This is a genomic window from Hyphomonas sp., assembly GCF_965284475.1.
Classification (GTDB): Bacteria; Pseudomonadota; Alphaproteobacteria; order Caulobacterales; family Hyphomonadaceae; genus Hyphomonas.
This window is the reverse complement of sequence record NZ_OZ260087.1, coordinates 2092041-2113256: the sequence shown is the minus strand read 5'-3', so window position 1 is coordinate 2113256 and position 21216 is coordinate 2092041. Positions and strand designations below refer to the sequence as shown.

21 protein-coding genes and 1 pseudogene are annotated in these 21216 nt (G+C 61.7%); 8 read left to right on the top strand and 14 right to left on the bottom strand.

The window, feature by feature from the left end; all coding sequences use genetic code 11:
* Window positions 1-230: 230 nt before the first annotated feature.
* Both ACQ66M_RS10420 and ACQ66M_RS10415 read right to left on the bottom strand, forming a co-directional pair.
* A complete protein-coding gene (locus tag ACQ66M_RS10420; RefSeq protein ID WP_430403660.1) occupies window positions 231-773 on the bottom strand; it encodes a carboxymuconolactone decarboxylase family protein in 543 nt (180 codons plus the stop codon).
* A gap of 111 nt (window positions 774-884) precedes the next feature.
* Window positions 885-1445 (bottom strand): peroxiredoxin, encoded by a 561-nt coding sequence (locus ACQ66M_RS10415; RefSeq protein ID WP_430403659.1) that lies wholly within the window; start codon window positions 1443-1445, stop codon window positions 885-887.
* 124 nt (window positions 1446-1569) lie between these two features.
* Between ACQ66M_RS10415 and ACQ66M_RS10410 the strand changes: the two genes are divergently transcribed.
* Window positions 1570-2466 (top strand): hydrogen peroxide-inducible genes activator, encoded by an 897-nt coding sequence (locus ACQ66M_RS10410; RefSeq protein WP_430403657.1) that lies wholly within the window; start codon window positions 1570-1572, stop codon window positions 2464-2466.
* On the opposite strand, the gene ACQ66M_RS10405 is transcribed toward ACQ66M_RS10410, so the two are convergent.
* Window positions 2463-2870 (bottom strand): GFA family protein, encoded by a 408-nt coding sequence (locus ACQ66M_RS10405; protein ID WP_430403655.1) that lies wholly within the window; start codon window positions 2868-2870, stop codon window positions 2463-2465. The genes ACQ66M_RS10410 and ACQ66M_RS10405 overlap by 4 nt on opposite strands.
* Window positions 2871-2936: 66 nt before the next feature.
* Between ACQ66M_RS10405 and ACQ66M_RS10400 the strand changes: the two genes are divergently transcribed.
* The gene (locus ACQ66M_RS10400) at window positions 2937-3527 is read left to right on the top strand and encodes a TetR/AcrR family transcriptional regulator (protein ID WP_430403653.1); all 591 of its coding nucleotides are present in this window, start codon (window positions 2937-2939) and stop codon (window positions 3525-3527) included.
* A gap of 59 nt (window positions 3528-3586) precedes the next feature.
* Here the strand turns inward: ACQ66M_RS10400 and ACQ66M_RS10395 are convergent, their stop codons facing one another.
* Both ACQ66M_RS10395 and ACQ66M_RS10390 read right to left on the bottom strand, forming a co-directional pair.
* Window positions 3587-5065 carry a sigma-54-dependent transcriptional regulator gene (locus ACQ66M_RS10395; RefSeq protein ID WP_350170395.1) on the bottom strand — a complete coding sequence of 493 codons (1479 nt, stop codon included), beginning with the start codon at window positions 5063-5065 and terminating at the stop codon, window positions 3587-3589.
* A gap of 188 nt (window positions 5066-5253) precedes the next feature.
* Window positions 5254-5625, bottom strand: coding sequence for a PilZ domain-containing protein (locus tag ACQ66M_RS10390; protein ID WP_350170396.1), 372 nt, complete (start codon window positions 5623-5625; stop codon window positions 5254-5256).
* Window positions 5626-5902: 277 nt separating this feature from the next.
* Here ACQ66M_RS10390 and ACQ66M_RS10385 point away from each other — a divergent pair, with 277 nt between their 5' ends.
* Window positions 5903-6112 carry a cold-shock protein gene (locus tag ACQ66M_RS10385; protein ID WP_045697313.1) on the top strand — a complete coding sequence of 70 codons (210 nt, stop codon included), beginning with the start codon at window positions 5903-5905 and terminating at the stop codon, window positions 6110-6112.
* Between the two features lie 112 nt (window positions 6113-6224).
* Here the strand turns inward: ACQ66M_RS10385 and ACQ66M_RS10380 are convergent, their stop codons facing one another.
* Both ACQ66M_RS10380 and ACQ66M_RS10375 read right to left on the bottom strand, forming a co-directional pair.
* Complete coding sequence (locus ACQ66M_RS10380) at window positions 6225-7136, bottom strand: DMT family transporter (RefSeq protein WP_430403651.1); 912 nt, start codon at window positions 7134-7136, stop codon at window positions 6225-6227.
* A gap of 63 nt (window positions 7137-7199) precedes the next feature.
* A complete protein-coding gene (locus ACQ66M_RS10375) occupies window positions 7200-7547 on the bottom strand; it encodes a PilZ domain-containing protein (RefSeq protein WP_430403649.1) in 348 nt (115 codons plus the stop codon).
* A gap of 263 nt (window positions 7548-7810) precedes the next feature.
* Between ACQ66M_RS10375 and ACQ66M_RS10370 the strand changes: the two genes are divergently transcribed.
* Entirely contained in the window at window positions 7811-8713 is a 903-nt protein-coding gene (locus tag ACQ66M_RS10370; RefSeq protein ID WP_430403647.1) for an HNH endonuclease, read from the top strand.
* 84 nt (window positions 8714-8797) lie between these two features.
* Window positions 8798-10987, top strand: coding sequence for an excinuclease ABC subunit UvrB (gene uvrB / locus ACQ66M_RS10365; protein WP_430403645.1), 2190 nt, complete (start codon window positions 8798-8800; stop codon window positions 10985-10987).
* Window positions 10988-11367: 380 nt separating this feature from the next.
* On the opposite strand, the pseudogene ACQ66M_RS10360 reads toward uvrB, so the two are convergent.
* Window positions 11368-11569: pseudogene (locus tag ACQ66M_RS10360) on the bottom strand (IS110 family transposase); the annotation flags it as partial.
* A gap of 888 nt (window positions 11570-12457) precedes the next feature.
* Entirely contained in the window at window positions 12458-13771 is a 1314-nt protein-coding gene (locus ACQ66M_RS10355) for a Na+/H+ antiporter NhaC family protein (protein WP_350170401.1), read from the bottom strand.
* A gap of 232 nt (window positions 13772-14003) precedes the next feature.
* On the opposite strand from ACQ66M_RS10355, the gene ACQ66M_RS10350 reads away from it, so the two are divergent.
* Window positions 14004-14753, top strand: a complete 750-nt coding sequence (locus ACQ66M_RS10350; RefSeq protein ID WP_430403643.1) for a GGDEF domain-containing protein — start codon at window positions 14004-14006, stop codon at window positions 14751-14753.
* A 196-nt stretch (window positions 14754-14949) separates the two neighbouring features.
* Entirely contained in the window at window positions 14950-15678 is a 729-nt protein-coding gene (locus ACQ66M_RS10345; RefSeq protein WP_430403641.1) for a GGDEF domain-containing protein, read from the top strand.
* Window positions 15679-15751: 73 nt separating this feature from the next.
* On the opposite strand, the gene ACQ66M_RS10340 is transcribed toward ACQ66M_RS10345, so the two are convergent.
* From ACQ66M_RS10340 to ACQ66M_RS10330, 3 genes are all read right to left on the bottom strand, one after another.
* A complete protein-coding gene (locus ACQ66M_RS10340; RefSeq protein ID WP_350170404.1) occupies window positions 15752-16090 on the bottom strand; it encodes a hypothetical protein in 339 nt (112 codons plus the stop codon).
* A 229-nt stretch (window positions 16091-16319) separates the two neighbouring features.
* Window positions 16320-16916 carry an alanine-zipper protein gene (locus tag ACQ66M_RS10335; RefSeq protein ID WP_350170405.1) on the bottom strand — a complete coding sequence of 199 codons (597 nt, stop codon included), beginning with the start codon at window positions 16914-16916 and terminating at the stop codon, window positions 16320-16322.
* A gap of 79 nt (window positions 16917-16995) precedes the next feature.
* The gene (locus ACQ66M_RS10330; RefSeq protein WP_350170406.1) at window positions 16996-17871 is read right to left on the bottom strand and encodes an ABC transporter permease; all 876 of its coding nucleotides are present in this window, start codon (window positions 17869-17871) and stop codon (window positions 16996-16998) included.
* A gap of 277 nt (window positions 17872-18148) precedes the next feature.
* On the opposite strand from ACQ66M_RS10330, the gene ACQ66M_RS10325 reads away from it, so the two are divergent.
* The gene (locus ACQ66M_RS10325; RefSeq protein ID WP_350170407.1) at window positions 18149-18676 is read left to right on the top strand and encodes a GcrA family cell cycle regulator; all 528 of its coding nucleotides are present in this window, start codon (window positions 18149-18151) and stop codon (window positions 18674-18676) included.
* Between the two features lie 42 nt (window positions 18677-18718).
* Here ACQ66M_RS10325 and ACQ66M_RS10320 read toward each other — a convergent pair whose 3' ends face one another.
* Complete coding sequence (locus tag ACQ66M_RS10320) at window positions 18719-20122, bottom strand: mechanosensitive ion channel family protein (RefSeq protein WP_430403639.1); 1404 nt, start codon at window positions 20120-20122, stop codon at window positions 18719-18721.
* 9 nt (window positions 20123-20131) lie between these two features.
* Window positions 20132-21148 carry a zinc transporter ZntB gene (locus ACQ66M_RS10315; protein WP_430403637.1) on the bottom strand — a complete coding sequence of 339 codons (1017 nt, stop codon included), beginning with the start codon at window positions 21146-21148 and terminating at the stop codon, window positions 20132-20134.
* Between the last annotated feature and the right edge of the window lie 68 nt (window positions 21149-21216).

Below are 21216 nucleotides of genomic sequence, written 5' to 3'. Positions count from 1 at the left end.
CTGTTGTTGGAATACATCGCGCGCCGAAGTTGACTGCAAATTCGTGTCCTTGCGGCTGACATTACATCAAATCAATGTGCCGTCGCCCAACAGGTCATGATCTGTGCGACTGATTCCTTGCTCCGGGTAAAAAGAAAGCCGCGCGAATACACGCGGCCCGCAAGCAAAGCGCCCCCGACGCCAGGCGGCGGGGGCGCGAAGACGCTTGCATGTGGCAGCCCCCTCCCCTGTCAGGCAGGCTCGGCTTCCAGCGCGGTTTCCGCCGCCATGGTGCGGGCCACTGCATTGACGACCGCGCCAATGCGCAGGCCGGCCTGGATCTGATCGGTTGTCAGGCCATGCTTGCGCAGTTCGGCCTCGTGGGCATCCAGGCACATGCCGCAGCCATTCACCGCCGACACGGCCAGCGAGTAGAGCTCGAAATCGGCCTTCTCGATGCCCGGGGCGCCGATGACATTCATGCGCAGCTTGGCCGGCACGGTCTGGTAGGTCGCATTCGAGACCAGGTGCACGGCGCGGTAATAGACATTGTTCATGCCCATGATTGCGCTTGCCGCCTTGGCGGCCCTGATGGCGTCGTCGCTCAGCTTGCCACGGGCTTCGGCCTCAAGGCCGCGCAGCGTTTGCGGCTCGCCAACCGCATGGGCCGATGCCAGCATGCAGCCATATTTCTGCTGGTCGGTCAGGATGGTTTCATTCGCCAGTGAGCCAAGATTCAGCTTCAGGTCCTTGGCATAGTCCGGCAGCCTGGATTTCAGGGTATCAAGGGACATCGCGGTGTCCTTTCAGACGAATTGGTAAGAAGGTCGCGTCAGGGACCGGCCGGTATCGCCCGAAGACGCAGCGGCCAGCCCCTTTTCGCGCGGGTATGTGCAGGTCGCAGCCTAGGCGGCGATTTCCAGCGTGTTGCCGCCGACTGGGCGGTTGCATGGGCACAGTTCGTCAGTCTGCAGGGCGTCAAGCACGCGCAGCGTGTCGGACGGATTGCGGCCCACGTTCAGATTGGTGACATAGACGTGCTGGATCACATTGTGCGGATCGACAACGTAGGTCGCACGATAGGCAACGCCGGCATCTGGCTCGCGCACGCCAAGGCCGTCAACGAGCGAGCCATTGGTGTCAGCGAATTGCCAGATTGGCAGTTCTGACAGGTCCGGATGTTCGCGGCGCCAGGCCAGCTTGACGAATTCATTGTCCGTCGAACCGCCGAGCACGACCGCGTCGCGATCCTCGAATTCGCCGCCGAGGCGCGCAAATTCCGCAATTTCGGTCGGGCAGACAAAGGTAAAGTCCTTCGGGTAGAAGAAGATGACCTTCCATTTGCCTTCAAAGCTGTCCTGCGTCAGCGTCTCGAATGCGCTTTCGCCGTTCTGTTCGTGTTGCATGAATTTCGGCTTCACGCCGGTGATTTCAAAATCGGGAAGTTTCTGGCCTATGCCGAGCATGGGAGGTCTCCTGGTGCAATGGGTGGTTGTGAAGGGCACGGTGAACGCCCGTCAGGCGTGCATGTGGGCCAGTTCGACCTAAAAGAAAAATTGATATTCTCTACACTTGGTATAGATACACTCTATGGCAATTCCGACCCTCCGACAGCTCCAGTTTCTCGCCGCACTCGGCGACACCGGCTCCTTCTCGCGCGCAGCTGAAGCCTGCCATGTCACGCAGCCAACCCTGTCGGCCGGGATCAAGGAACTCGAGGAGCTGCTCGGCGTCCGCCTTGCCGATCGGGAGGCCCGCGGTGCCCGCCTGACCCATGCCGGAGAACTGGCCGTCACCCGCGCCAGCGCCCTGCTGGCAGACGCCCATGCCCTGGTCCAGGTTGTCCAGAGCGCAGGCGCCATGCTGACCGGCCCGTTTCATCTCGGTGCCATCCCGACCATCGCGCCTTTCGTCCTGCCGCAAGTCGTCCGGTCCCTGTCAGACGCATATCCCAACCTCAAGCTTTACCTCCACGAGGACAAGACGACCCGCCTGATCGACCAGCTGCGGACCCGCACACTGGATGCCGCCCTGATCGGCCTGCCCTGGGATACGCCCGGCATCGAGACCCTGCCTTTGTTTGATGACGAATTCCTGTTTGCCTCATCCAACCAGCATCCGCTGGCCAGGAAGAACGGCCTGTCACCGGAGGATCTGGCCGGCGAAGACATTCTCCTGCTCGAAGACGGCCATTGCCTGCGCGATCATGCCCTGTCGATCTGCCGTTTCAATTCCGGTGACCATGCCGGACAGGTCGCCGCCACCTCGCTCGGCACACTGGTCAACATGGTTGCCGGCGGGCTGGGCGTGTCCCTCCTGCCCCGTCTCGCAATGGACCATGGCCTCGCGGTCAGCAATGACGTGGCCGTGCGGGCCTTCACGACACCGGTCATCGGCCGCCAGATCGGCATCGCCTGGAAAGCCGGCAGCCCGCGCGAAGCCGACGCCCGCAAGATCGGCGAACTGGTCAAGGCCGCCGTGAACTAGGATTGGGGCGGCAAGGTCTCGAACCTGGCCATGCCGGCCAGCGCTTTCACACTCTCCGTTTCATGCGCCGTCCAGATCTGCGCCTGGGGCAAGACCTCCGGATAAGGTGCATCAAGGCTTTCCGCCGTGATGTCGACAAGGCCCGGAAGATAGTCCGCCTCGAAGAACAGGTTCGTCCCGCAGGTTGCGCAGAATGACCTCATGACACCGTCGGAAGAGGCAAACCCTGTCACGCCCTTCCGGTCGCAGCGCAGACGGGCATGTTCGAACATGACCCACCCGACCATGGGCGCTCCGGCCGATTTCCGGCAGGACGGGCAATGGCAGATGGCCGAAAAGTGCAGGGGCCCGTCCACCTCATAGCGCACCGCGCCGCACTGGCACCCGCCTCTGAACGTTTTCATCACGGTCCTCCTTGCCAAAAAACAAACAGACTGTATGTTTGTTAGAAAGTCAATCCTGTGAGGCTGATGATGAGGACGAATGCCCGGCGCAGCGATGAGTCCAGACGCGCCCTGATTGCGGCTGCCCGCGACCTGTTCGGCACGCTCGGCTACGGCGCGACAAGTACGCCAGCCATTGCCCGGGCCGCAGGCGTGTCGCGCGGCGCGCTCTACCATCACTTTGCCGACAAGGCGGCCCTTTTCACCGCAGTTGTCGAGGCAGAATACAGGCGTGTGGAAGGTGAGATCGAGCAGGATCCCGAAACGATCAGCGATACGCTCGAAATGCTGGTTGAAGGCGGCGAACGGTTCATTGCCGCCATGAATGATCCGGCGTCACGCCAGATCCTGCTGGTCGATGGCCCGGCCGTACTCGGCGCCGGCCAGCTCCTTGCGTTTGACCGCCAGACCACATCCCACAGCCTGCTCGCCGGCATCATGTCCGCGCAGGAGGCAGGCCGCTTGCCCGGCGACATTCCTGCCGATGCCCTCGCCTCGATGATGAGCGGTGCCTATGACCGGGCCGTGCTGGACGGTTTCGGCGAAAGCGATGAAGGCCGCCTCGCCATCCTTCACGCGATCCGCAGCCTCTGGTTCGGCCTGTCCCGGCTCGCATGAAAAAGCCCTGCCGCGCAGGACGCGGCAGGGCTTTTTGTCAAATGTGATCAGGCCGGGCCCTAGCCCGCTTCGCGTTCGCCGCGTACGTCGAGATCGTATTCGCGCACCTTGCGGTACAGGGTCGAACGGCCAATGCCGAGACGGCGGGAGACTTCGCTCATGTGCCCCTCATAGAAGTCGATCGCGTATTGAAGGATATCATGCTCGATATCCGTCAGTGTACGCAGTTCACCATGCGCATCGGTGATGCTGACCGGGCTGCTGACCGCTTCGGCGTCATTGGCGGCGGGCAGCGCCGTCGGCACGGCATTCGCCGCAACCGGAACGGCAGGCGCCGCCGGAAGACTTGCAATGTCCGGCATCTGGCCGGAAATCTGCGGGAAGTCCTGCGGCTGCAGAAGGTCGCCATCGCACAGCACCACTGCGCGGAAGACGGCATTTTCCAGCTGGCGCACGTTACCCGGCCAGTCAAACGCATACAGCATCTTCAGCGTGTCATCTGCCGCGCCGGACACTTTCGTGCCTTCGCTCGCATTGAAGCGCGTGATGAAATGCTCGACCAGGGCCGGAATGTCATCCCGGCGCTCGCGCAGGCTTGGCATGTCCACCGGGAACACGTTGAGACGATAGAACAGGTCTTCGCGGAACGTGCCTTCGGCCACCTGCGCGGCAAGGTCGCGATTGGTCGCGGAAATGATGCGTACGTCCACCTTGGTCGGGCGGCGCGCTCCCACCGCGTCCACCTCCCCTTCCTGGAGCGCACGGAGCAGTTTCACCTGCGCGTCCAGTGGCAGCTCGCCCACTTCATCAAGGAACAGCGTGCCGCCATCGGCCTCGACAAACTTGCCCGGCGATTTGGAAACGGCGCCGGTAAAGGCCCCCTTCTCATGTCCGAACAGGATCGATTCAACCAGGTTTTCGGGAATGGCGCCGCAGTTCACCGTCACGAACGGCTTGCCCGAGCGGCCCGAGGCGCCCTGGATACAGCGCGCGACGACTTCCTTGCCGACGCCGCTTTCACCGAGGATCAGAACCGGGATGTCCGAAACCGCCGCGCGCTCGGCCATGCGGATCACCTGGCGCATCGGCGCGGCCGAGGCGATCATGTCGTCAAAGCTCATGCCGCCTTCGGCCTTGCGCGACAGGCGTTTCACTTCACCGGTCAGCGACTGCATCTTCAGGGCGTTGCGGATCGACACGACCACGCGCTCGGGATTGGCGGGCTTCACGATGAAGTCCACCGCGCCGCGCCGCATCGACTGAACGATTGTGTCGATGCCGCTGGTCGCGGTCAGCATGATGACCGGCAGGTCGGGCCGCTTGGTGGCGAGACGGTCGAGCGTGTCGAGACCGGACAGGCCCGGCATGGTCAGGTCCAGCAGGACGACATCGACACCGTCCTTGGCATCTGCTGCCACGGCAATGCCGGTCTCGCCATCCGGCGCGGTGCGGCAGGCAAAGCCCGCTTTCTCCACGGCGGCCTGCAGCAGGCGGCGCTGTGTCGGATCGTCATCAATAACCAGAACGGTCTTCGCCATCATCTTACCCTTGTTCGTGGCCGGAGGGTCTCGAATGCCCCGCCGTGCCGGTACTCACTGGAGCAATATGGAACAAGCAGCGTCCCACATCGCGACGCCCCGTTCTGACACAATGGGATGACGGTCCCGTTGAAGTGATCGATCAAATTTCAGGTGAATTTTGTAAGCGCTGCCCCACGGCGCAGGTCTCAGTGCGGCGCCGTCTCGGTCGCCACCATGCGTTCAAAGTCTGCATCATCCAGGCGCTGCACGAAGCGCACACCGACCAGTTCGTCATGCTGCCAGCGCCGTTCGCAGACAAGGCGCATCGAGACGGATCCGCCCCGTCCATGCACGAACAGGAAAAACTCACGCGGCAGGTCCGGCTGCAGTGCGCCTTCGCCAAAGGTCAGCTTGGCGCCCGAGGGCGACATGTCCAGGATGGAGATATCCCGCGACGCGCTGAGATCAGGCCACACGATACGTCCCGGCCGATAGGCCTGGACGCGCGGTTCGGACCGGCGCATCTCCATCTGGACCCATTTGAACCCAGCCTGCAATTTGGACGTGAATCTGCTCATGCCTCATTTATGAAGCGACCGGGTAAACCGATTGCAAACGAAAACGGGCGAATTCATCATCGCCGCACGACCCGGCAACAGGTGTGCGAAGAGTGATTGAGCTTGCGCCCGAAATGTGTAATACAGCCTTTATCGACTTCGAACTTGTGTCGGATAACTCGCAACTAAGGCCGTGCTCTGCGCCGCTGCAAGACCGACTTCTCCCCACAAAATCCGAGATTGATCACGTGCGCGCAACTCCGCATGCCCGTGAATTTTTTTAGACCAGGTAAGATCTATGTCCACAGGAACTGTTAAGTGGTTCAACAGCCAAAAAGGCTTTGGCTTCATTCAACCCGACGCCGGCGGCGCTGATGTGTTTGTTCACATCTCTGCAGTCGAGCGCGCTGGCTTGGCCACCCTCAACGACGGCCAGAAAGTCAGCTACGAGCTCGAAAAAGACGCTCGCAGCGGCAAGATGTCGGCTGGCCAGCTGGCCTCCGCCTAGAAGCCTTTAGGCCCCCGCGAACGCCGCGAGAGCCACACAATCCTGAAGCCCCCGTCCCGTAAGGTGCGGGGGTTTTTATTTGCGCCATGTTCTGGTCCCTTATTCGGGCCCTTTATTCTGGAATGTCGCTGACAGGCAGGCGCGTCGCGCGCCGCGTGGCGAAATGATCCTCGAACGCAATCCCCAGGCACGACCCGATAATCGCCACCGCCCCGACCCAGACCTGCCATCCCGGAATCTCGGCAAAGAACACGATCCCGAACACCGCGCTCCAGATCAGCGCCGTATATTCAATCGGCGCCAGCAATTGCGCCCGCGCCCGCGCATAGGCCAGCGTCATCAGGTACCAGACCGAATAGCCAAGCGCCCCGAGCAGCGCGAAGACCGGCATGTCCGCCATGTCCACCGGCCCCGCCAGTCCGAACAGGACAGGCGACATGCACAGCGCCGGGACCGCATTCGTGAACAGGGCAATCGTTGTCGCATCCTCGCGCACCGCCCTCAGGCGCAGCAGCACCAGCACCACCGCATACAGCATGGCCGACGTAAAGCCCGCCGCCACGCCCAGCCACCGCCCGTCATCGCCTCCCGTCCCCGTGCCGCCGCTGACCGCAAAGGCCGCCCCGGCAAAACCCACAAGCGTAATCGCGAACGCGCGCAGCGACACCGCCTCGCCCAGCACAACCCGCGCCACGAAGGGCACCATCAGCGCCGCCGTGAAACCGATAATCGTCGCCTCGGCCAGCGCCAGCCGCGTCAGGGCAAAAAAGAACAGGATTGCGCTGACCAGCTGCACCACGCCGCGCATCGCATGGAAGCGTATCGCCTCGCCGCGCGGCATCGCCCGGCGCTGCGCCAGGAACACTGCCGCCGCAATCATCGCCCCGAACAGGAACCGCCAAGCGACCAGCTGCATCAGGCCAGCTTCCGGGGCCGTGCCCTTCACCAGCGCATCAATGCCCGACCCCATGCCAATGGCCAGGACCACGATCAATAGCGGGGCAGACAGGAGACGCGCAATCATGCGCGCAGCTAATCAGCGCCGCGCGCGAAGTCCACCATTCCCGCGCGTCCGCTGCGCGCCGGTTCAGCCCGCCCGCAGGAAGGCGCCCGGATCAGGGTGCATTGCCCGGTGCAGGATGTCGGCAAATTGCGTCTCGCTCAGCGGCTCGGCAAACCGCACGCCCACCACGTCTCCCACCTGCCAGCGCTTCTCGCAGGTCTGCCGGATCGGCGGGGCATCGGCCCCCGCTTCCAGCAGCAGGTAGAAGGCGCGCGGCGCCTCTGCCTGGCCCGACAGGCGCAGGCACGCGCCGCGCACCGACACGTCCCGCACCGTGACATCCCAGGTCTCGCTCAGACTGGCCAGCACGACCCGTGCCGGTGAATCGATCGTGGCGCGAGGCACTTCCCGCTTGTTCTCGAATTGCGTCATCCTGGTCTCCACCCGTAAAGCCCCCGTCGAGCTCCCCCAAATCTACTCCGCCCCCCTTGGCCAAACCTCTCAAAAACCGGGTGAATTTTCAGGGTTCCAGCAGGGAGAGGTTAACCGGGATGGGGGGAGCAAAGCGAAGAATGGGAATAGGTAGCTACCGGCTAGCTTTCCTCTCAAGCGACAGTTCTTCAACAGAAACATCTCGACGGTGATGCTGAACGCTGGTCCTATGGGCACCCAACTCAGGTGAAAGGGATCAGAAAGTGGCGAAAGGGATTTTCGTTCATCGAGCGGATTCGATATACGATGACGCCCCTGAAGAAAGATACCAGTTCCCCAAACGATACCTCAACCGCGCGAAGCACTTTGAGGGAGATTGGATTGCCTATTATGAGCCCAGAGGCGGTGGCGGTCGTATGGGTTACAATGCAATTGCACAAGTCGCTGAGATTATCACTGATCCTTCGGCAGAAGGTATGTATCTCGCTTTGATCGAGCCAGGCACATACATGCCCCTGGAAACTTTTGTTCCCTATCACTCTGAACTGGGGTTTCTCGAATCAGATTTGCAGCAGACTGACGGGCGACTAAATGGCGGACTAATTCAGTGGGCAATTCGCCCAATATCAGAGCTGGATTTTAATCGAATTCTGGCGCGAGGATTGGCACCGGAAAACCTATTGCCAAGGGTCGATGATCCTGAAGCGAAGGGATCAGTCGGATTCGAAGATGTTCCTGCGCCATTTGAATTCGACTTTGATCGAGACCGGATTGAGACGATTACAAACAGACTCGTCCGAAACCGCGTCTTTCGTCGAATAGTTCTCGATGCTTATGATCGACGCTGCGCATTTACAGGCTTGCAACTCATTAATGGTGGCGGCCGAGCTGAAGTGGAAGCCGCGCACATTAAAGGTGTGGCCGAAAAAGGCCCCGACATCATTACAAATGGAATTGCGCTGTCCGGAACAGTCCATTGGATGTTTGACAGAGGCCTGCTCTCATTGAGCGACGAGTATGAGATCCTCGTTTCACGTCAGATCAACAACAGAGACCAGATTGAGAACCTCATTCATCCTTCGCGAAAGGCGATCGTTCCCGAAAACCCAAATCATCGTCCACATCCGAAATATCTCGAGTGGCATCGCAAGAGGTTCAAAAATTGACTCTGACCGTTCATGTCAGCAGTGACAGCAAACAAACCAAGAACACCCTAGACACTCCCCCTGCCCCGCGCCATATCTCTCGGCATGGCCCGCTCCACCTCCAAATCCTCCGCAAAAGGCGTCTCTGAAGCCCCGTCCGTGTTCACGCTGGACGGTCCGGCGCAGGGCGCCATCGAGACGCTCGCCCCGTCGATCTGGACGCCCCACCGGCCGGAGCGCGAATGGGACAAGCTGGAGGGCGGCAAGCGCTTCAAGGTCCACGCGCCCTACGAGCCCGCCGGCGACCAGGCCACCGCCATTCCCGAACTCGTCGAGGGCATCCAGGCCGGCGAGCGCGACCAGGTCCTGCTCGGCGCGACCGGCACCGGCAAGACCTTCACCATGGCCAAGATCATCGAGGCGACCCAGCGCCCCGCCCTCATCCTCGCCCCCAACAAGACGCTCGCCGCCCAGCTCTATGGCGAGTTCAAGTCCTTCTTTCCCGAGAACAGCGTCGAATATTTCGTCTCGTACTATGACTATTACCAGCCGGAGGCCTATGTGCCCCGCGCCGACCTTTATATCGAGAAGGAATCCTCCATCAACGAGGCCATCGACCGGATGCGCCACTCGGCCACCCGTGCCATTCTCGAGCGCGATGACGTGATCATCGTCGCCTCCGTCTCATGCATCTACGGCATCGGCTCGGTGGAAACCTATACGAGCATGACCTTCAAGCTCACGCCCGGCGACCTGATCGGCCCGCGTGCCGTTGCCGAGCGCCTCGTCGCCAACCAGTACACGCGCAACGACATTGCCTTCACGCGCGGTACGTTCCGCATCAAGGGCGATGTCGTCGACATCTTCCCCGCCCACTATGAGGACCGCGCCTGGAAGCTCTCCTTCTTCGGCGACGAGCTGGAATCGATCACCGAGTTCGACCCACTCACCGGCGCGAAGATCCAGTCCCTCCCCGCCATCAAGATCTACGCCAACAGCCACTATGTGACGCCCCGCCCGACGCTCCAGCAGGCGACCGAGAAGATCAAGGCCGAGCTGAAGGCCACGATCGCCCATTTCGAGAAACACGGCAAACTGCTCGAGGCCCAGCGCATCCAGCAGCGCTGCCAGTATGACATCGAGATGCTGCAGGCCACTGGCTCCTGCAACGGCATCGAGAATTACAGCCGCTACCTCACCGGCCGCAAGCCCGGCGAGCCACCGCCGACCATGTTCGAATACCTGCCCGACAATGCCCTCGTTTTCTGCGACGAGAGCCACCAGACCGTTCCGCAGATCGGCGCCATGTTCAAGGGCGACTTCAGCCGCAAGTCCACGCTTGCCGAATATGGCTTCCGTCTGCCCTCCTGCATGGACAACCGCCCCCTCAAGTTCGAGGAATGGGATGCCATGCGCCCGCAGACGGTCCATGTCTCGGCCACGCCCGGCAAGTGGGAAATGGAGCGCACCGGCGGCGTCTTCACGGAGCAGGTCATCCGCCCCACCGGCCTGATCGACCCGCCCGTCGAGGTCCGCCCCGTCTCGAAGGACGGCGCCAACCAGGTCGATGATGTCATGGCAGAGGTCAAGGCGGTCGCGGCGAAAGGCTTCCGTTCACTGATCACCACGCTGACCAAGAAAATGTCGGAAGACCTCACGGAATTCCTCCACGAAAACGGTGTGCGCGTGCGCTATATGCATTCCGACATCGACACGATCGAGCGCATCGAGATCATCCGCGACCTGCGCCTCGGCGTGTTCGATGTTCTGGTCGGCATCAACCTCCTGCGCGAGGGACTCGACATTCCCGAATGCGCCTTTGTAGGCATTCTCGATGCGGACAAGGAGGGCTTCCTGCGCTCCGAGACCAGCCTTGTGCAGACCATCGGGCGCGCCGCGCGCAATTCAGAGGCCCGCGTCATCCTCTATGCTGACCGCATCACCGGCAGCATGGAACGCGCCATGGAGGAAACCGCCCGCCGCCGCGCCAAGCAGGAAGCCCACAATCTGGAACACGGCATCACGCCCACTACGATCATCCGCGGCGTGCAGGACATTCTCGGCGAGCTCGGCGAGAAACCCGGCACCAAATCCCGCGCCCGCCGTGAGCGCGACAAGGGCCTCGCCGAAGAAAAAGCCTTGCCACTTGCCGGCGAGCCCGGCCACAACCTCAAATCAGTGATCGCGGATACAGAAAAGCGGATGCGCGAAGCCGCCGCCAACCTGGAGTTCGAACAGGCCGCCAAGCTCCGCGACGAGCTGAAACGGCTGCGGGAATTGGATTTGGGGATATGATCAACTGTGCACACAGTGCCAGAAGATGCTCACCAGGGTTGAGCGCCTGATTTCAACGAAATTGCCAGCAGTTTGCGTCGCTGTCATCGTGTTCTGTTTTGTGTTCGAAGCGCTCGATAGCGCTGATCAGCATGTAATCAGGCTGAATCAATTCATGAGTTTGTTCAGTGTTGGGTCTAATTTCTTTCTCGCCATCTTTATCTCATTCCTCTGCCATTACCTCGTCGTGTCCGTTCCAGAAAGCAGACGTCGGAAAGGTATCGACGCGACCCTTTCATTTCAGTGCAGACACATTGACCTGAGCAATTGTCTCCGGGAGGCATAGGTCGTTCCGGCTTTCAACATGGCGTTCAGCCTGACGAGTATTCTCCTGGCCACAGCAAACCCGGCTTCCCCATCGCGCGGTGGTAGCCCCCCGCTTGCCTCCAAGTTGAGACGCGCGACAGGCTGGCGGCCGATCCAGCCGAGAACCAGCCGGAAGCCCGCAGCATCCTTTATAAACTAACGGTGTGCGCCATCAGGGTGAAGGTGAACATCAGGCGTGTCTTTCGAACCGACCGCGCCGTTGGTCATCTTGGTCAACTTTCCTGCCTCTGCATGTCATGCGGGCCTTAGAGCCCCTGTATCCGTTCAGGCCGATGGGAAAGATGATGGATGGGCGGGCTCTGTCCACGCAACTCCCCCACCGGACCCACCACCCCCTCTCCCCCATCCAGGCCCTTACCGCTGCCGCGCATCCGTTCATGCTTCGTATCGGCGTGCGCCGCAGCAAATTCACACCTGTCGCAAAACTGTGGAATTCCTCCCGTGAATGGCGAATTTTTCATTTACATGGACTCGACTCAGGGGAGTTTTGGTGAGATCGTTTCGGTAAGCCAACGAGATGCAGCGGGGAGCACACCCCGACAGCGCGGCGGCCAAGTACATCGCACCCGGACGAAGCCGGGCCAGGAGCAAGACGGTGAGAACCGTGGCGCAAAAGGCAAGGTGGAGGCGACGGGACAAAGCAGGCGATGTCCATGAGATGGGGAGCTAGAACCCCGGACCGAGGAGCCCTAGACCGTGACCGGGGCGCGATCCGAAACACGGGACCAAGCGGAATTCGCAAGGATTCCAGGCGGTCAGGTCTGACCTTCACCCCTGGGTGATGGATGGGCTCGGAAAAGGAGCTGGGCGCCCGCAAGGGCGACCAACCGGATCCGAAAACGGGTGACAGGAGAACCGCTTCGGCGGAACAAATGGACCCGAGGTCAGTCGATGACCGACGACGAGTGCTAGCACATAGTCTCGGTAGTCCGATTCGATGAACCAGAGAAGGCGCGATCTCTCGGGATCGCGCCTTTTTTTGTTATGGGGCCAGGATTTTGTTCGAAAGGCGATCCTTTCCAAGGATGCGGACTGATCCTCCTCCTGCAAACGGGCTTGTGAGGGCAGGCGATTTCACCGCAATGGCCCAAAAAGGCGTGGGGGTCAGCCCAGCCCCACCACCGCCCCCGCCACCAGGTACAGCACCACCGCGATCCCGCCCGTTACCAGGGCATAGGGCATCTGTGTGCGCACATGGTCGATATGGTCGCATCCGGCGGCCAGCGAGGCGATAATCGTCGTGTCGGAGATCGGCGAGCAATGGTCACCGAACACGCCGCCACCGATCACCGCCGCCAGCACCAGCGAGGGCGGCAGTCCGAGCGCAATGGCCAGCGGCATGGCAATCGGGATCATGATGCCATAAGTGCCCCAGCTCGTGCCGGTCATGAAGGCCGTCACGCCCGCCACAACAAACAGAACCGCCGGCACAACCATCGGCGCCACAAACGCCTCCGCGACACTCGCCATGAACGCGCCCGTGCCCAGCACGCGCAGGCTGTCGCCCAGTGCGATGGACAGGAACAGGATCGCCACAACCGGCACCATTTCGGAAATGCCCGCAAAGCCGCGTTCCTGCAGGGCGCCCTTCGGAAACGCCCTGCCCGCCATCAGCAGAGCCGCCGCCACCAGCATGGCGAGGCATACTGCCCACAGGATCGACTGGCTACCATTGCCCGCCAGGATATTGCCATTGCCGGTCCAGGCCATGAAGGCCAGCGCACCGGCGATCATCACCAGCAGCGGCAGCCACATGTAGATCGCCCGCGTCGGCGCCACTGCCTCTGCGTCCTCTGCCATCACGGCCCGGCTGGACGCCGTCTTCATCGGCCCGAACACGCGGCCCGTGAACACGGTGAGGTAGACCCCCGCCAGCGTCAGCAGCGCATAGAAGTTCCAGCCGATCGTGCCTGCCACGACGCCAATCGGGCTCTCAAATCCATACGGCTCCACCAGGCCCAGCGCATAGGCGCCCCAGCCGTTCAGCAGGATCAGCGCGCTGACCGGCGCAGAGGTGGAATCGATGATATAGGCGAGGCGTTCGCGCGACAGGCCGTGCGCGTCGAACAGGCGCTGTCCCAGCACGCCGCTGCTCAGCAGGCTGACATTGGTTTCCACGAAAATCGCCGTTCCCGCCAGTGCGGGGGCGAGGGCCGCCCGGCGCGGCGTGGAGACGAGGCCCCGCTTCATCAGGCCGCTCACCAGCGCCTCCACACCGCCACTGTCGCGCATCCAGGCGATCAGCGCACCGATCAGCAGGCAGAAAAGCAGCACGCGCGAATTACCCGCGCTCTCGAACACGGCGGCGGCCCGGTCCACTGCCCCGAGCGCGCCCAGCCCCGGATTGAGCCCCGCAATCAGCGTCTCGGACATGACCAGCGCCAGTCCCAGCGCCGCATACACATTGCGCGTCAGCATGGCGACAATGATCGCCAGTACCGGCGGCAGGACAGTCAGGATATCCAGGGCTCAGCCTCCCATTGGTAAAGGCTGCCAGACTAAGCCGATCTGTCGCCAAAAGCCCAGCCCAACATTGCGGCGCGGCGGCGAAGCGCAGGGATCGGTCAAATTCCATCGAACCCGAACACGAAATCTAAGCCATCATGCTTTAGGCCGATCCGGACAATGCGCAGCGCATGCCGGACATGACATGAACGAAGACATATCCACCCGCAAATTCTGGCGCAACCAGGCCAGGCTCAGTGCGATTGTTGTATTTGCCTCGGTTTCCTTGTCATTGCTGCTGGTCTGGCTTTCACTCGGTGACCTGCCGCCGGACGGGCGTGTTGTCGCGTTGTGGCTCGGCTTCGCCATTCCAGCTGTCGTGTCCCCCGGCGCCATGGTCTATGTCACTTTCCAGAACCTGCGTAATCATCGCCTTCACCAGCGCGTTCATCGCCTCGCCAATAGCGATGACCTGACCGGCCTTGCCAACCGGCGCTGTTTCACGCGCCGCGGCACGCTGCGCCTGGCGGAAGCCGCCCACACCCAGCCGGCCGACCAGCAGACAGCCCTCCTCCTCGCCGACATTGACTGGTTCAAGCGCGTCAATGATACCTATGGCCACGAAGCGGGCGATGACGTTCTCAGCCAGGTCGCCCAGGCGCTGATCCATGCCGCGCCGGCCGATGCCCTGATCGCGCGCCTTGGCGGCGAGGAATTCACTGTCATGTGCGACGTGTCCGGGCCGGATGAGCTTAACCGGCTTGCCGAGCGGCTGCGCCAGGCTGTCGAGGCCACGCATATTGTCTATCGTGGCGATGTCATCCAGGTGACGATCAGCGTGGGTCTCGCAATCGCCCGGCGCTGCGATACGCTGTCCACCTTCCTCAGCCGCGCGGACAAGGCGCTCTATGATGCCAAGGATCGCGGCCGCAACCGCTTCGCGCTGGCGGCCTGACAGAAAGAAAGGCCCCGGCCTTGGCCCGGGTCTGCCTTTATCTGGAAGCGGAGGGCGTATGACGTTGCCCGAAGTTCCCCGCCGCGCCGCATTGAAGCGCAGCGATCGGTCAAATTCCATCGAACTCTGGCAGTTTTCGTAAGCCAATCACCAATAGAATGCCGGAAAACTGATAAACCGTCAGGATACCGCGATCATGCAAGACATCAAAAAGCGGTTCTGGAAGCAGCAGATCCGCCTCATCATCATCGTCCTTGCCGGGGCGATCGGATCGACGATGCTCGGCGCATGGCTGACAAGTGCCCATCTCGACCCGGCTGCCCGCGTCCAGACGGTGTTCACCTCCGCCCTGATGTCAGCGATCGTCGCGTCGCTCCTGCTCGCCTACACGCTCCGCCAGACCATGCGTTACCTGCGCCTTCATCTCAAGGTGCGCCACATGGCCAATTGCGACGACCTGACCGGCCTTGCCAATCGCCGCAGCTTCACCGAGCAGGCAACGGCCCGCCTTGCCGTGGCCGCGTCGGTCAAGATCGGCCTCCTCCTTGTCGACATTGACTGGTTCAAGCGCGTCAATGACACGTTCGGCCACGAGGCCGGTGACGAAACCCTGGTCCACATGGCCAACACGCTGGTCCATGCGGCACCTGAAGGCGCCCTTGTCGCGCGCCTCGGCGGTGAGGAATTCACAATCCTCTGCACGATCGAAAACGAAAGCCAGCTCAAGGACATCGCTGAAACCGTGCGCAGGGCCGGGGAAGCGGCCGGCTTCATCTATCGCGGCGACCCTATCGGCGTGACGATCAGCCTCGGCCTCTCGGTCGCCCGGCCCGGCGATACGCTGTCCACGCTTCTCAACCGCGCCGATCGGGCGCTGTATGATGCCAAGAACCGCGGCCGCAACCGTTTCGCCCTCGCGGCCTGACAAAAAGGAAAGACCCCGGCTTTCGCCAGGGCCTGCCCTTATCCTGAAGCGGAAGGGGTATTACGCTTCCGGATTATTCGTCGTCCGTCATCGCGTCGCCGGCGTCATCCGCGGCGTCTTCGATCGCGTCACCTGCTGCGTCCAGGCGGTCTTCGACGGTCGGCTTGCCATAGTCTTCCGAAGCCGCCTTTTTCCAGGCCGCGAATTCAGCCGCCGACAATTGGGCATCGCCATTGACGTCCCAGTCGGCAAAGGATTTTGCCGAGACGTCAGGCTTGTGCGCCTGGACTTCTTCAATAGTCAGAAAGCCGTCGGCATTGGCGTCGATATCGGCCATGGCCACATCTTCTCCAGCGAAGGCAGGGGTGGCCATCAGCGTGGCAATGGCAGCGAATGCAAATGTCTTCTTCATGGTGTCTACTCCGTTTGACATCCTGCCCAACGGGCCGATGCCCGGACAGGTGCGAGTACAATCCCCACCATGGCCATCGCGTTCCCAACCTGTCTGAATGCTAAGACTCCGGGCGAAAATGTGGCAGACCGGGGCGCCCTGCCGCAGGACATGTCGCGCATGAAAAAAGCCGCCTGCAACGCACTTGCAGGCGGCTTCTCTCTTCCCCCCGGTCCGGCCGTCCGGCTTGCTAGAAGCTGAGCGGCGATTCTTCCGGTGCCTCAGGCGTCGCCTCTGGCTCCGGCATGTTCTCGTCGACGGTTTCATCCTGCGGCGCCGGCGCAGCCGACGCAGTGTTGCAGCAGCGCACCTGCATTTCCAGCACGCGATCATTGAAGCGGCACTTCTCGTCATTGATCTCGCGCAGGAAGGACAGGCCGCCGGCGCGTGTCGTGTAGCGCGTCTGCGTACAGCTGGTCAGCGTATAGCCCGGGCGGCATGTGCCGGTGTCGGTCTTCTGGACGGTGCGCGTTTCGCAGACCATTTCATCCGTCCTGGACATTGCCTCCTCGGCGCGCTGCATCGCCGCGTCGGCCGTGGCCTGCGCCTGCGCGGCCGCACTCGCGGCACTGTCGGCAACGCCGCGCGCATCCGACAGGCGCATGTCAGTGTCGGACAGCGCGGTGGACTGCCCGTCAATCTCGACCTTCAGGCGGCACACATTTTCCTGCGCCTTGTCGGGATTGGCGCAATAGTCGGCCACGCTCATTTCCTGGGGGATCAGGTTCTGGCACCCTGCCAGGCCCATGGCCAGCAGTGTGCCGGCAGCGAGTTTCGCTATACGCATTGTAACCTCCGCGTTTCGTTCGGGACCCATTAATGGCGCCCGAAGCGGAAGGGTCAACGCGACTCACGTAATGCGGGAATCAGGCTTTCAGCTTGTAGCCGACCTTGAACATCCACCACACGGCCGCCGTGGACAGGACAGACAACACGCCCGTCACCCACAGGCCCGTCACGATCGAGCTGTTCGCCACCCCGATGAAGCCATAGCGGAACCCGTCAATCATGTAGAAGAACGGGTCGATCAGTGCGAGCGTCAGGAAGGGCTCCTGCATCACCTTGATGTCGTAGAACGTGCCGGACAGGAATGTCAGCGGAACGATGACGAAATTGGTCACGGCCGACAGATGGTCGAACTTGTCGGCCCATATCCCGCCCATCGCGCCCAGCGCGCCGAGAATGATCGCCGCCGTCAGGCTGAACCAGACAATCGGCCAGACATGCACCACTGACAGGTTCGCCAGCCCGCTCAGCTGGATGCCGAGGGCCGAGATCACGGCCACGATAACACCGCGCGTAATCGCGCCGCCCAGGAAGCCGGCGGTCAGCTCAAGCGGTGAAAGCGGCGGCATCAGGAAGTCGACATGCGTCGCGTTGAACTTTGCCTGCACCAGGCTGGAACTCGTATTCTGGAAGGCGTTCTGCAGGATCGCCATGATCACCAGGCCAGGCGCCAGGAAGTCATTATAGTTCAGGCCCTCGAAATCGCCGGTCAGGCGGCCACGGTCGCCGAAGGCCAGCTTGAACACCGTCATGAACAGCAGTGTCGTCACCACGGGGGCAAACACGGTCTGCATCCACACTTTCATGAAGCGACCGACTTCGCGCTTGTACAGGGTCCACAGGCCCAGGCTGTTCACCGCGCCATACTGGCGGATCGGCCTGAGACCGGATTGCGGACTGGAAGAAGCGGTGGAATTCGCGATTGCGGGTTTGGCGGCAGGGCTGATGTCTGTCATGCGGTGTATCTAATGCGCTGCGGCCCGATGAGCGAGGGGCAGGCAGCGACTTTTTTCGCCTTTGCCCGCTTTTTGGGCCACCCTGAACAAACCGCGACTCGCAAGACACAATATATGGAAAGCCTGTGGAAAGCTAAGTCTGCATGTTGTGTTTCATTTCGGTCCTGATACGATATCTAGGTGCTGAGAGAGATAGCGCGTAACTGCTGTCACAACATATAGGGGCTAACGGGACCGCGTATCGGGCCTGGAACCCAGAGCTGGGAGACCTCAATCCATGTCATGGACCGATGAACGGGTAAATGTGCTCAAAAAACTCTGGGCAGAGGGCCATTCGGCCTCCCAGATTGCCAAGCAATTGGGCGGCGTCACCCGCAATGCCGTGATCGGCAAGGTGCACCGCCTTGGCCTGTCCGGGCGCGCCACGCCGTCCCGCCCTGTCAAGCGCCCGCCGCGCCTGGCCCGGCCGAAGCCGCGTCTCATGCCGGATGGCACGGTCACGATGCCAACACCGGCCGTTACGGCCCCCGCCGAACAGGCAAGGCCTGTCGAGCGCACGGCAATGATCTCGCCCCTTCCTCCGCTCAAGCAGGCCGATGGCGGCGCCGCCACGATCCTCACGCTGCGCGATTCAATGTGCAAATGGCCGATCGGTGATCCTGCCGACCCGAAATTCGCCTTTTGCGGCCGCAAGTCCGATTGCGGACCCTACTGCAGCGAGCATGCAAAAGTGGCATTCCAGCCCGCCCGCAAACGCGACACCAAGAAAAGCCAGTATGATTATGTGCGCCGCATCGCCGGCTGACCCCAGACGGTAAAAAAGCGGCGAACAGGAAAGCCCCCGGAGTTATTCTTCGGGGGCTTTTTCTGTGGCCGGTGCAGGATCGCCGGTCCCGGCCGTCTCGATCCGCACGCGCAGGGCTTCGGATGATTTGAGGTGCAGGTCCTGCTGCGGGAACGGAATTTCGATCCCGTGGCGCTCAAGTGCAGAATGCAGCGCCCAATTGTAATCTGCCGTCACCTTGGCCGGCTTCTTGACCGCCTCTTCGGTGAGCCAGACCACGAGTTCGAAATCGAGGCTGGAATCGCCGAAACCGGTCAGCCAGACCTGCGGCATGCGTGGCCCCATATTCTCCAGCGTCCAGGGTACTTCGGCAGCCGCTTCCATGCCCGCCTTGCGGACGATTTCCTTGTCGGTCCCGTAGGCCACGCCGAACTTGATATGCGTGCGGCGGCGCGCATCGCGCAGGGTCCAGTTGATCACCTGCGCCTTGATGAATTCCTCGTTCGGCACAAGGATGTCGACATTATCGTTCGTCGTGACCAGCGTGGAGCGGATGTTGATCTCGTTGACGAGGCCGGTCACGCCCGATTGCAGCTCGATAAAGTCACCCACCTTCACCGATTTCTCCATCAGGATGATGATGCCGGAGATGAAGTTGGAGAAGATCGACTGGAGACCGAAGCCAATACCGACGCCGAGGGCACCGGAGAAGATTGTCAGCGCGCTCAGGTTCACACCGACCGTCTGCAGGGCGATGGCAATCGCCGCGACCATCAGCGCGACATTCGCCACCTGTCCGAGCAGGCCGGCCATGGACGGGTTGAGCCGGCTGTTCGACCTTAGCCGTGACTGCGCGGTCATACCGGCAATTCGCCCCACCCAGAGCGCAATGATCGCAATCACCAGGCTCGTCAGGATCCGCCAGGCCGATATCGAGTTCTTGCCAACCGGTATCTGGAATTCGTTCAGGGCCGTCACGGTCGGCTCGAGCCAGTGGAGAATGTAGAGCGCCGCCACGGTCCAGGCGATCACGGCGATCATGCGCGTCAGCAGGCTCTTTTTCATGTGGGATGTGAGCAGCCTGATAATGATCCAGGCATTCAGCAGGCTGGCAGCGATACGCAGGCCTTCATTGGGCAGGTCGGCAAGCGCAAATCCGCCGACGGCCGCCCAGATGAAGACGACACTGATCAGCGGCCACATCACGCTCGCGATCGACAGGTAGATCCGGGCCAGCGCATCCGGGCGGCCACGGTTCTCGGCGGCGGCATGCAACCGCCTGTTCGGCAGGCGCGACAGCAGGAATCCGGCCACGCCGGCCGCAGCGATGATCCCCAATTGCCACAGTGTCGCGATCGAAAGCGCCTGCTCCAGTATGGCCTGGAACCAGATTGTCAGGTTGTCAAAGATCGTCCCGACCTGTTCGGCCACTGCCTCGGTATCAATCTCAATGTCTTCTGGATTCATGATCTGCCCTTACAGCCACTTCATCAGCCTGAACAACATGAACTCGATCCCGACAATCACCGCAAGGATGACAACGGTGATCCAGAACGCCGCGCCGGAATCCACCCCGGGCATGCCGCCGACATTGATGCCGAGCAGTCCCGTTACGAAACCAAGCGGCAGGAAGATCGCGGCAATGATCGAGAACACGAACATGGTCCGGTTCATCTGCGTCGCGGCGCGGTTGTTCAGGTCGTCCTGCAATACAAGCGCACTTTCCTTGGAAACATCAAGGTCTTCAAGATAGCGGCTGAGCCGGTCGAGTGTCTCGCGGATCGTATTGCGGTTGCCGTGCGACATCCAGTCGGGCGGATCGCGTTGCAACTGGGCAAGCGCATCATATTGCGGCGACAGGTAACGCTTGAAGGCAAGGCAGGTGCGCCGGATGCCGCCGATTTCATCAAGCAGGTCGTCCGGCCTTGCGTCCGCTGCATCGGCCTCCAGTTCGTCGATGCGTTCATTCATGTCGACTATGGCACTGTTGATCTTGTCGACCAGTTCCTTGGTCAGCGAAATCACGAGATCACCCGCCGTTTTGGGTCCGTTGCCGGTTTCCTGCAGGCGGGCCAGCACATCGCGCGGCGTTTGCAGGCGCCGGCGGCGCAATGTCACGACACGTGACTTCTCGGCCCAGACCTGCATCGCGATCATGTCTTCAGGCTCGTCCCCCGGATTGAAATTCACCCCGCGCAGGATGCAGACCAGCCCGTCTTCTTCCCGGAAAACGCGCGGGCGCGTTTCATTCGAGATGAGCACATCAATCGTTGCTTCCGACGCCGGCAAGGCCCTGTGGATCCACTCCGCCGCGCCTTCCGCCGTGCGATCAAGATGCAGCCACAGCACCTCTTCGGGATGAGCCGGTTGCCAGTCCTGCACATCATCCCAGGCAACCAACCGGCACCCGCCGGCACCATCCAGGACGCAACCGAAGACAAGCAGGGGATGTCTGTCAGCTGCTTCCACGCCGGTCCGGCTATCTGATTTCATCCACTCGGTATCCTGTTGCCTGCGACAGACTAAACCGCATTGGCGTCTCCGGCGCAAACGACAGCGTG

What these genes read in the sequence shown, in the direction of transcription:
- ACQ66M_RS10420 (WP_430403660.1), bottom strand. Translation starts at nt 773, where the DNA reads ATGTCCCTTGATACCCTGAAATCCAGGCTGCCGGACTATGCCAAGGAC.
- ACQ66M_RS10415 (WP_430403659.1), bottom strand. Translation starts at nt 1,445, where the DNA reads ATGCTCGGCATAGGCCAGAAACTTCCCGATTTTGAAATCACCGGCGTG.
- ACQ66M_RS10410 (WP_430403657.1), top strand. Translation starts at nt 1,570, where the DNA reads ATGGCAATTCCGACCCTCCGACAGCTCCAGTTTCTCGCCGCACTCGGC.
- ACQ66M_RS10405 (WP_430403655.1), bottom strand. Translation starts at nt 2,870, where the DNA reads ATGAAAACGTTCAGAGGCGGGTGCCAGTGCGGCGCGGTGCGCTATGAG.
- ACQ66M_RS10400 (WP_430403653.1), top strand. Translation starts at nt 2,937, where the DNA reads ATGATGAGGACGAATGCCCGGCGCAGCGATGAGTCCAGACGCGCCCTG.
- ACQ66M_RS10395 (WP_350170395.1), bottom strand. Translation starts at nt 5,065, where the DNA reads ATGGCGAAGACCGTTCTGGTTATTGATGACGATCCGACACAGCGCCGC.
- ACQ66M_RS10390 (WP_350170396.1), bottom strand. Translation starts at nt 5,625, where the DNA reads ATGAGCAGATTCACGTCCAAATTGCAGGCTGGGTTCAAATGGGTCCAG.
- ACQ66M_RS10385 (WP_045697313.1), top strand. Translation starts at nt 5,903, where the DNA reads ATGTCCACAGGAACTGTTAAGTGGTTCAACAGCCAAAAAGGCTTTGGC.
- ACQ66M_RS10380 (WP_430403651.1), bottom strand. Translation starts at nt 7,136, where the DNA reads ATGATTGCGCGTCTCCTGTCTGCCCCGCTATTGATCGTGGTCCTGGCC.
- ACQ66M_RS10375 (WP_430403649.1), bottom strand. Translation starts at nt 7,547, where the DNA reads ATGACGCAATTCGAGAACAAGCGGGAAGTGCCTCGCGCCACGATCGAT.
- uvrB (WP_430403645.1), top strand. Translation starts at nt 8,798, where the DNA reads ATGGCCCGCTCCACCTCCAAATCCTCCGCAAAAGGCGTCTCTGAAGCC.
- ACQ66M_RS10355 (WP_350170401.1), bottom strand. Translation starts at nt 13,771, where the DNA reads ATGCTGACGCGCAATGTGTATGCGGCGCTGGGACTGGCGCTGGTCATG.
- ACQ66M_RS10350 (WP_430403643.1), top strand. Translation starts at nt 14,004, where the DNA reads ATGAACGAAGACATATCCACCCGCAAATTCTGGCGCAACCAGGCCAGG.
- ACQ66M_RS10345 (WP_430403641.1), top strand. Translation starts at nt 14,950, where the DNA reads ATGCAAGACATCAAAAAGCGGTTCTGGAAGCAGCAGATCCGCCTCATC.
- ACQ66M_RS10340 (WP_350170404.1), bottom strand. Translation starts at nt 16,090, where the DNA reads ATGAAGAAGACATTTGCATTCGCTGCCATTGCCACGCTGATGGCCACC.
- ACQ66M_RS10335 (WP_350170405.1), bottom strand. Translation starts at nt 16,916, where the DNA reads ATGCGTATAGCGAAACTCGCTGCCGGCACACTGCTGGCCATGGGCCTG.
- ACQ66M_RS10330 (WP_350170406.1), bottom strand. Translation starts at nt 17,871, where the DNA reads ATGACAGACATCAGCCCTGCCGCCAAACCCGCAATCGCGAATTCCACC.
- ACQ66M_RS10325 (WP_350170407.1), top strand. Translation starts at nt 18,149, where the DNA reads ATGTCATGGACCGATGAACGGGTAAATGTGCTCAAAAAACTCTGGGCA.
- ACQ66M_RS10320 (WP_430403639.1), bottom strand. Translation starts at nt 20,122, where the DNA reads ATGAATCCAGAAGACATTGAGATTGATACCGAGGCAGTGGCCGAACAG.
- ACQ66M_RS10315 (WP_430403637.1), bottom strand. Translation starts at nt 21,148, where the DNA reads ATGAAATCAGATAGCCGGACCGGCGTGGAAGCAGCTGACAGACATCCC.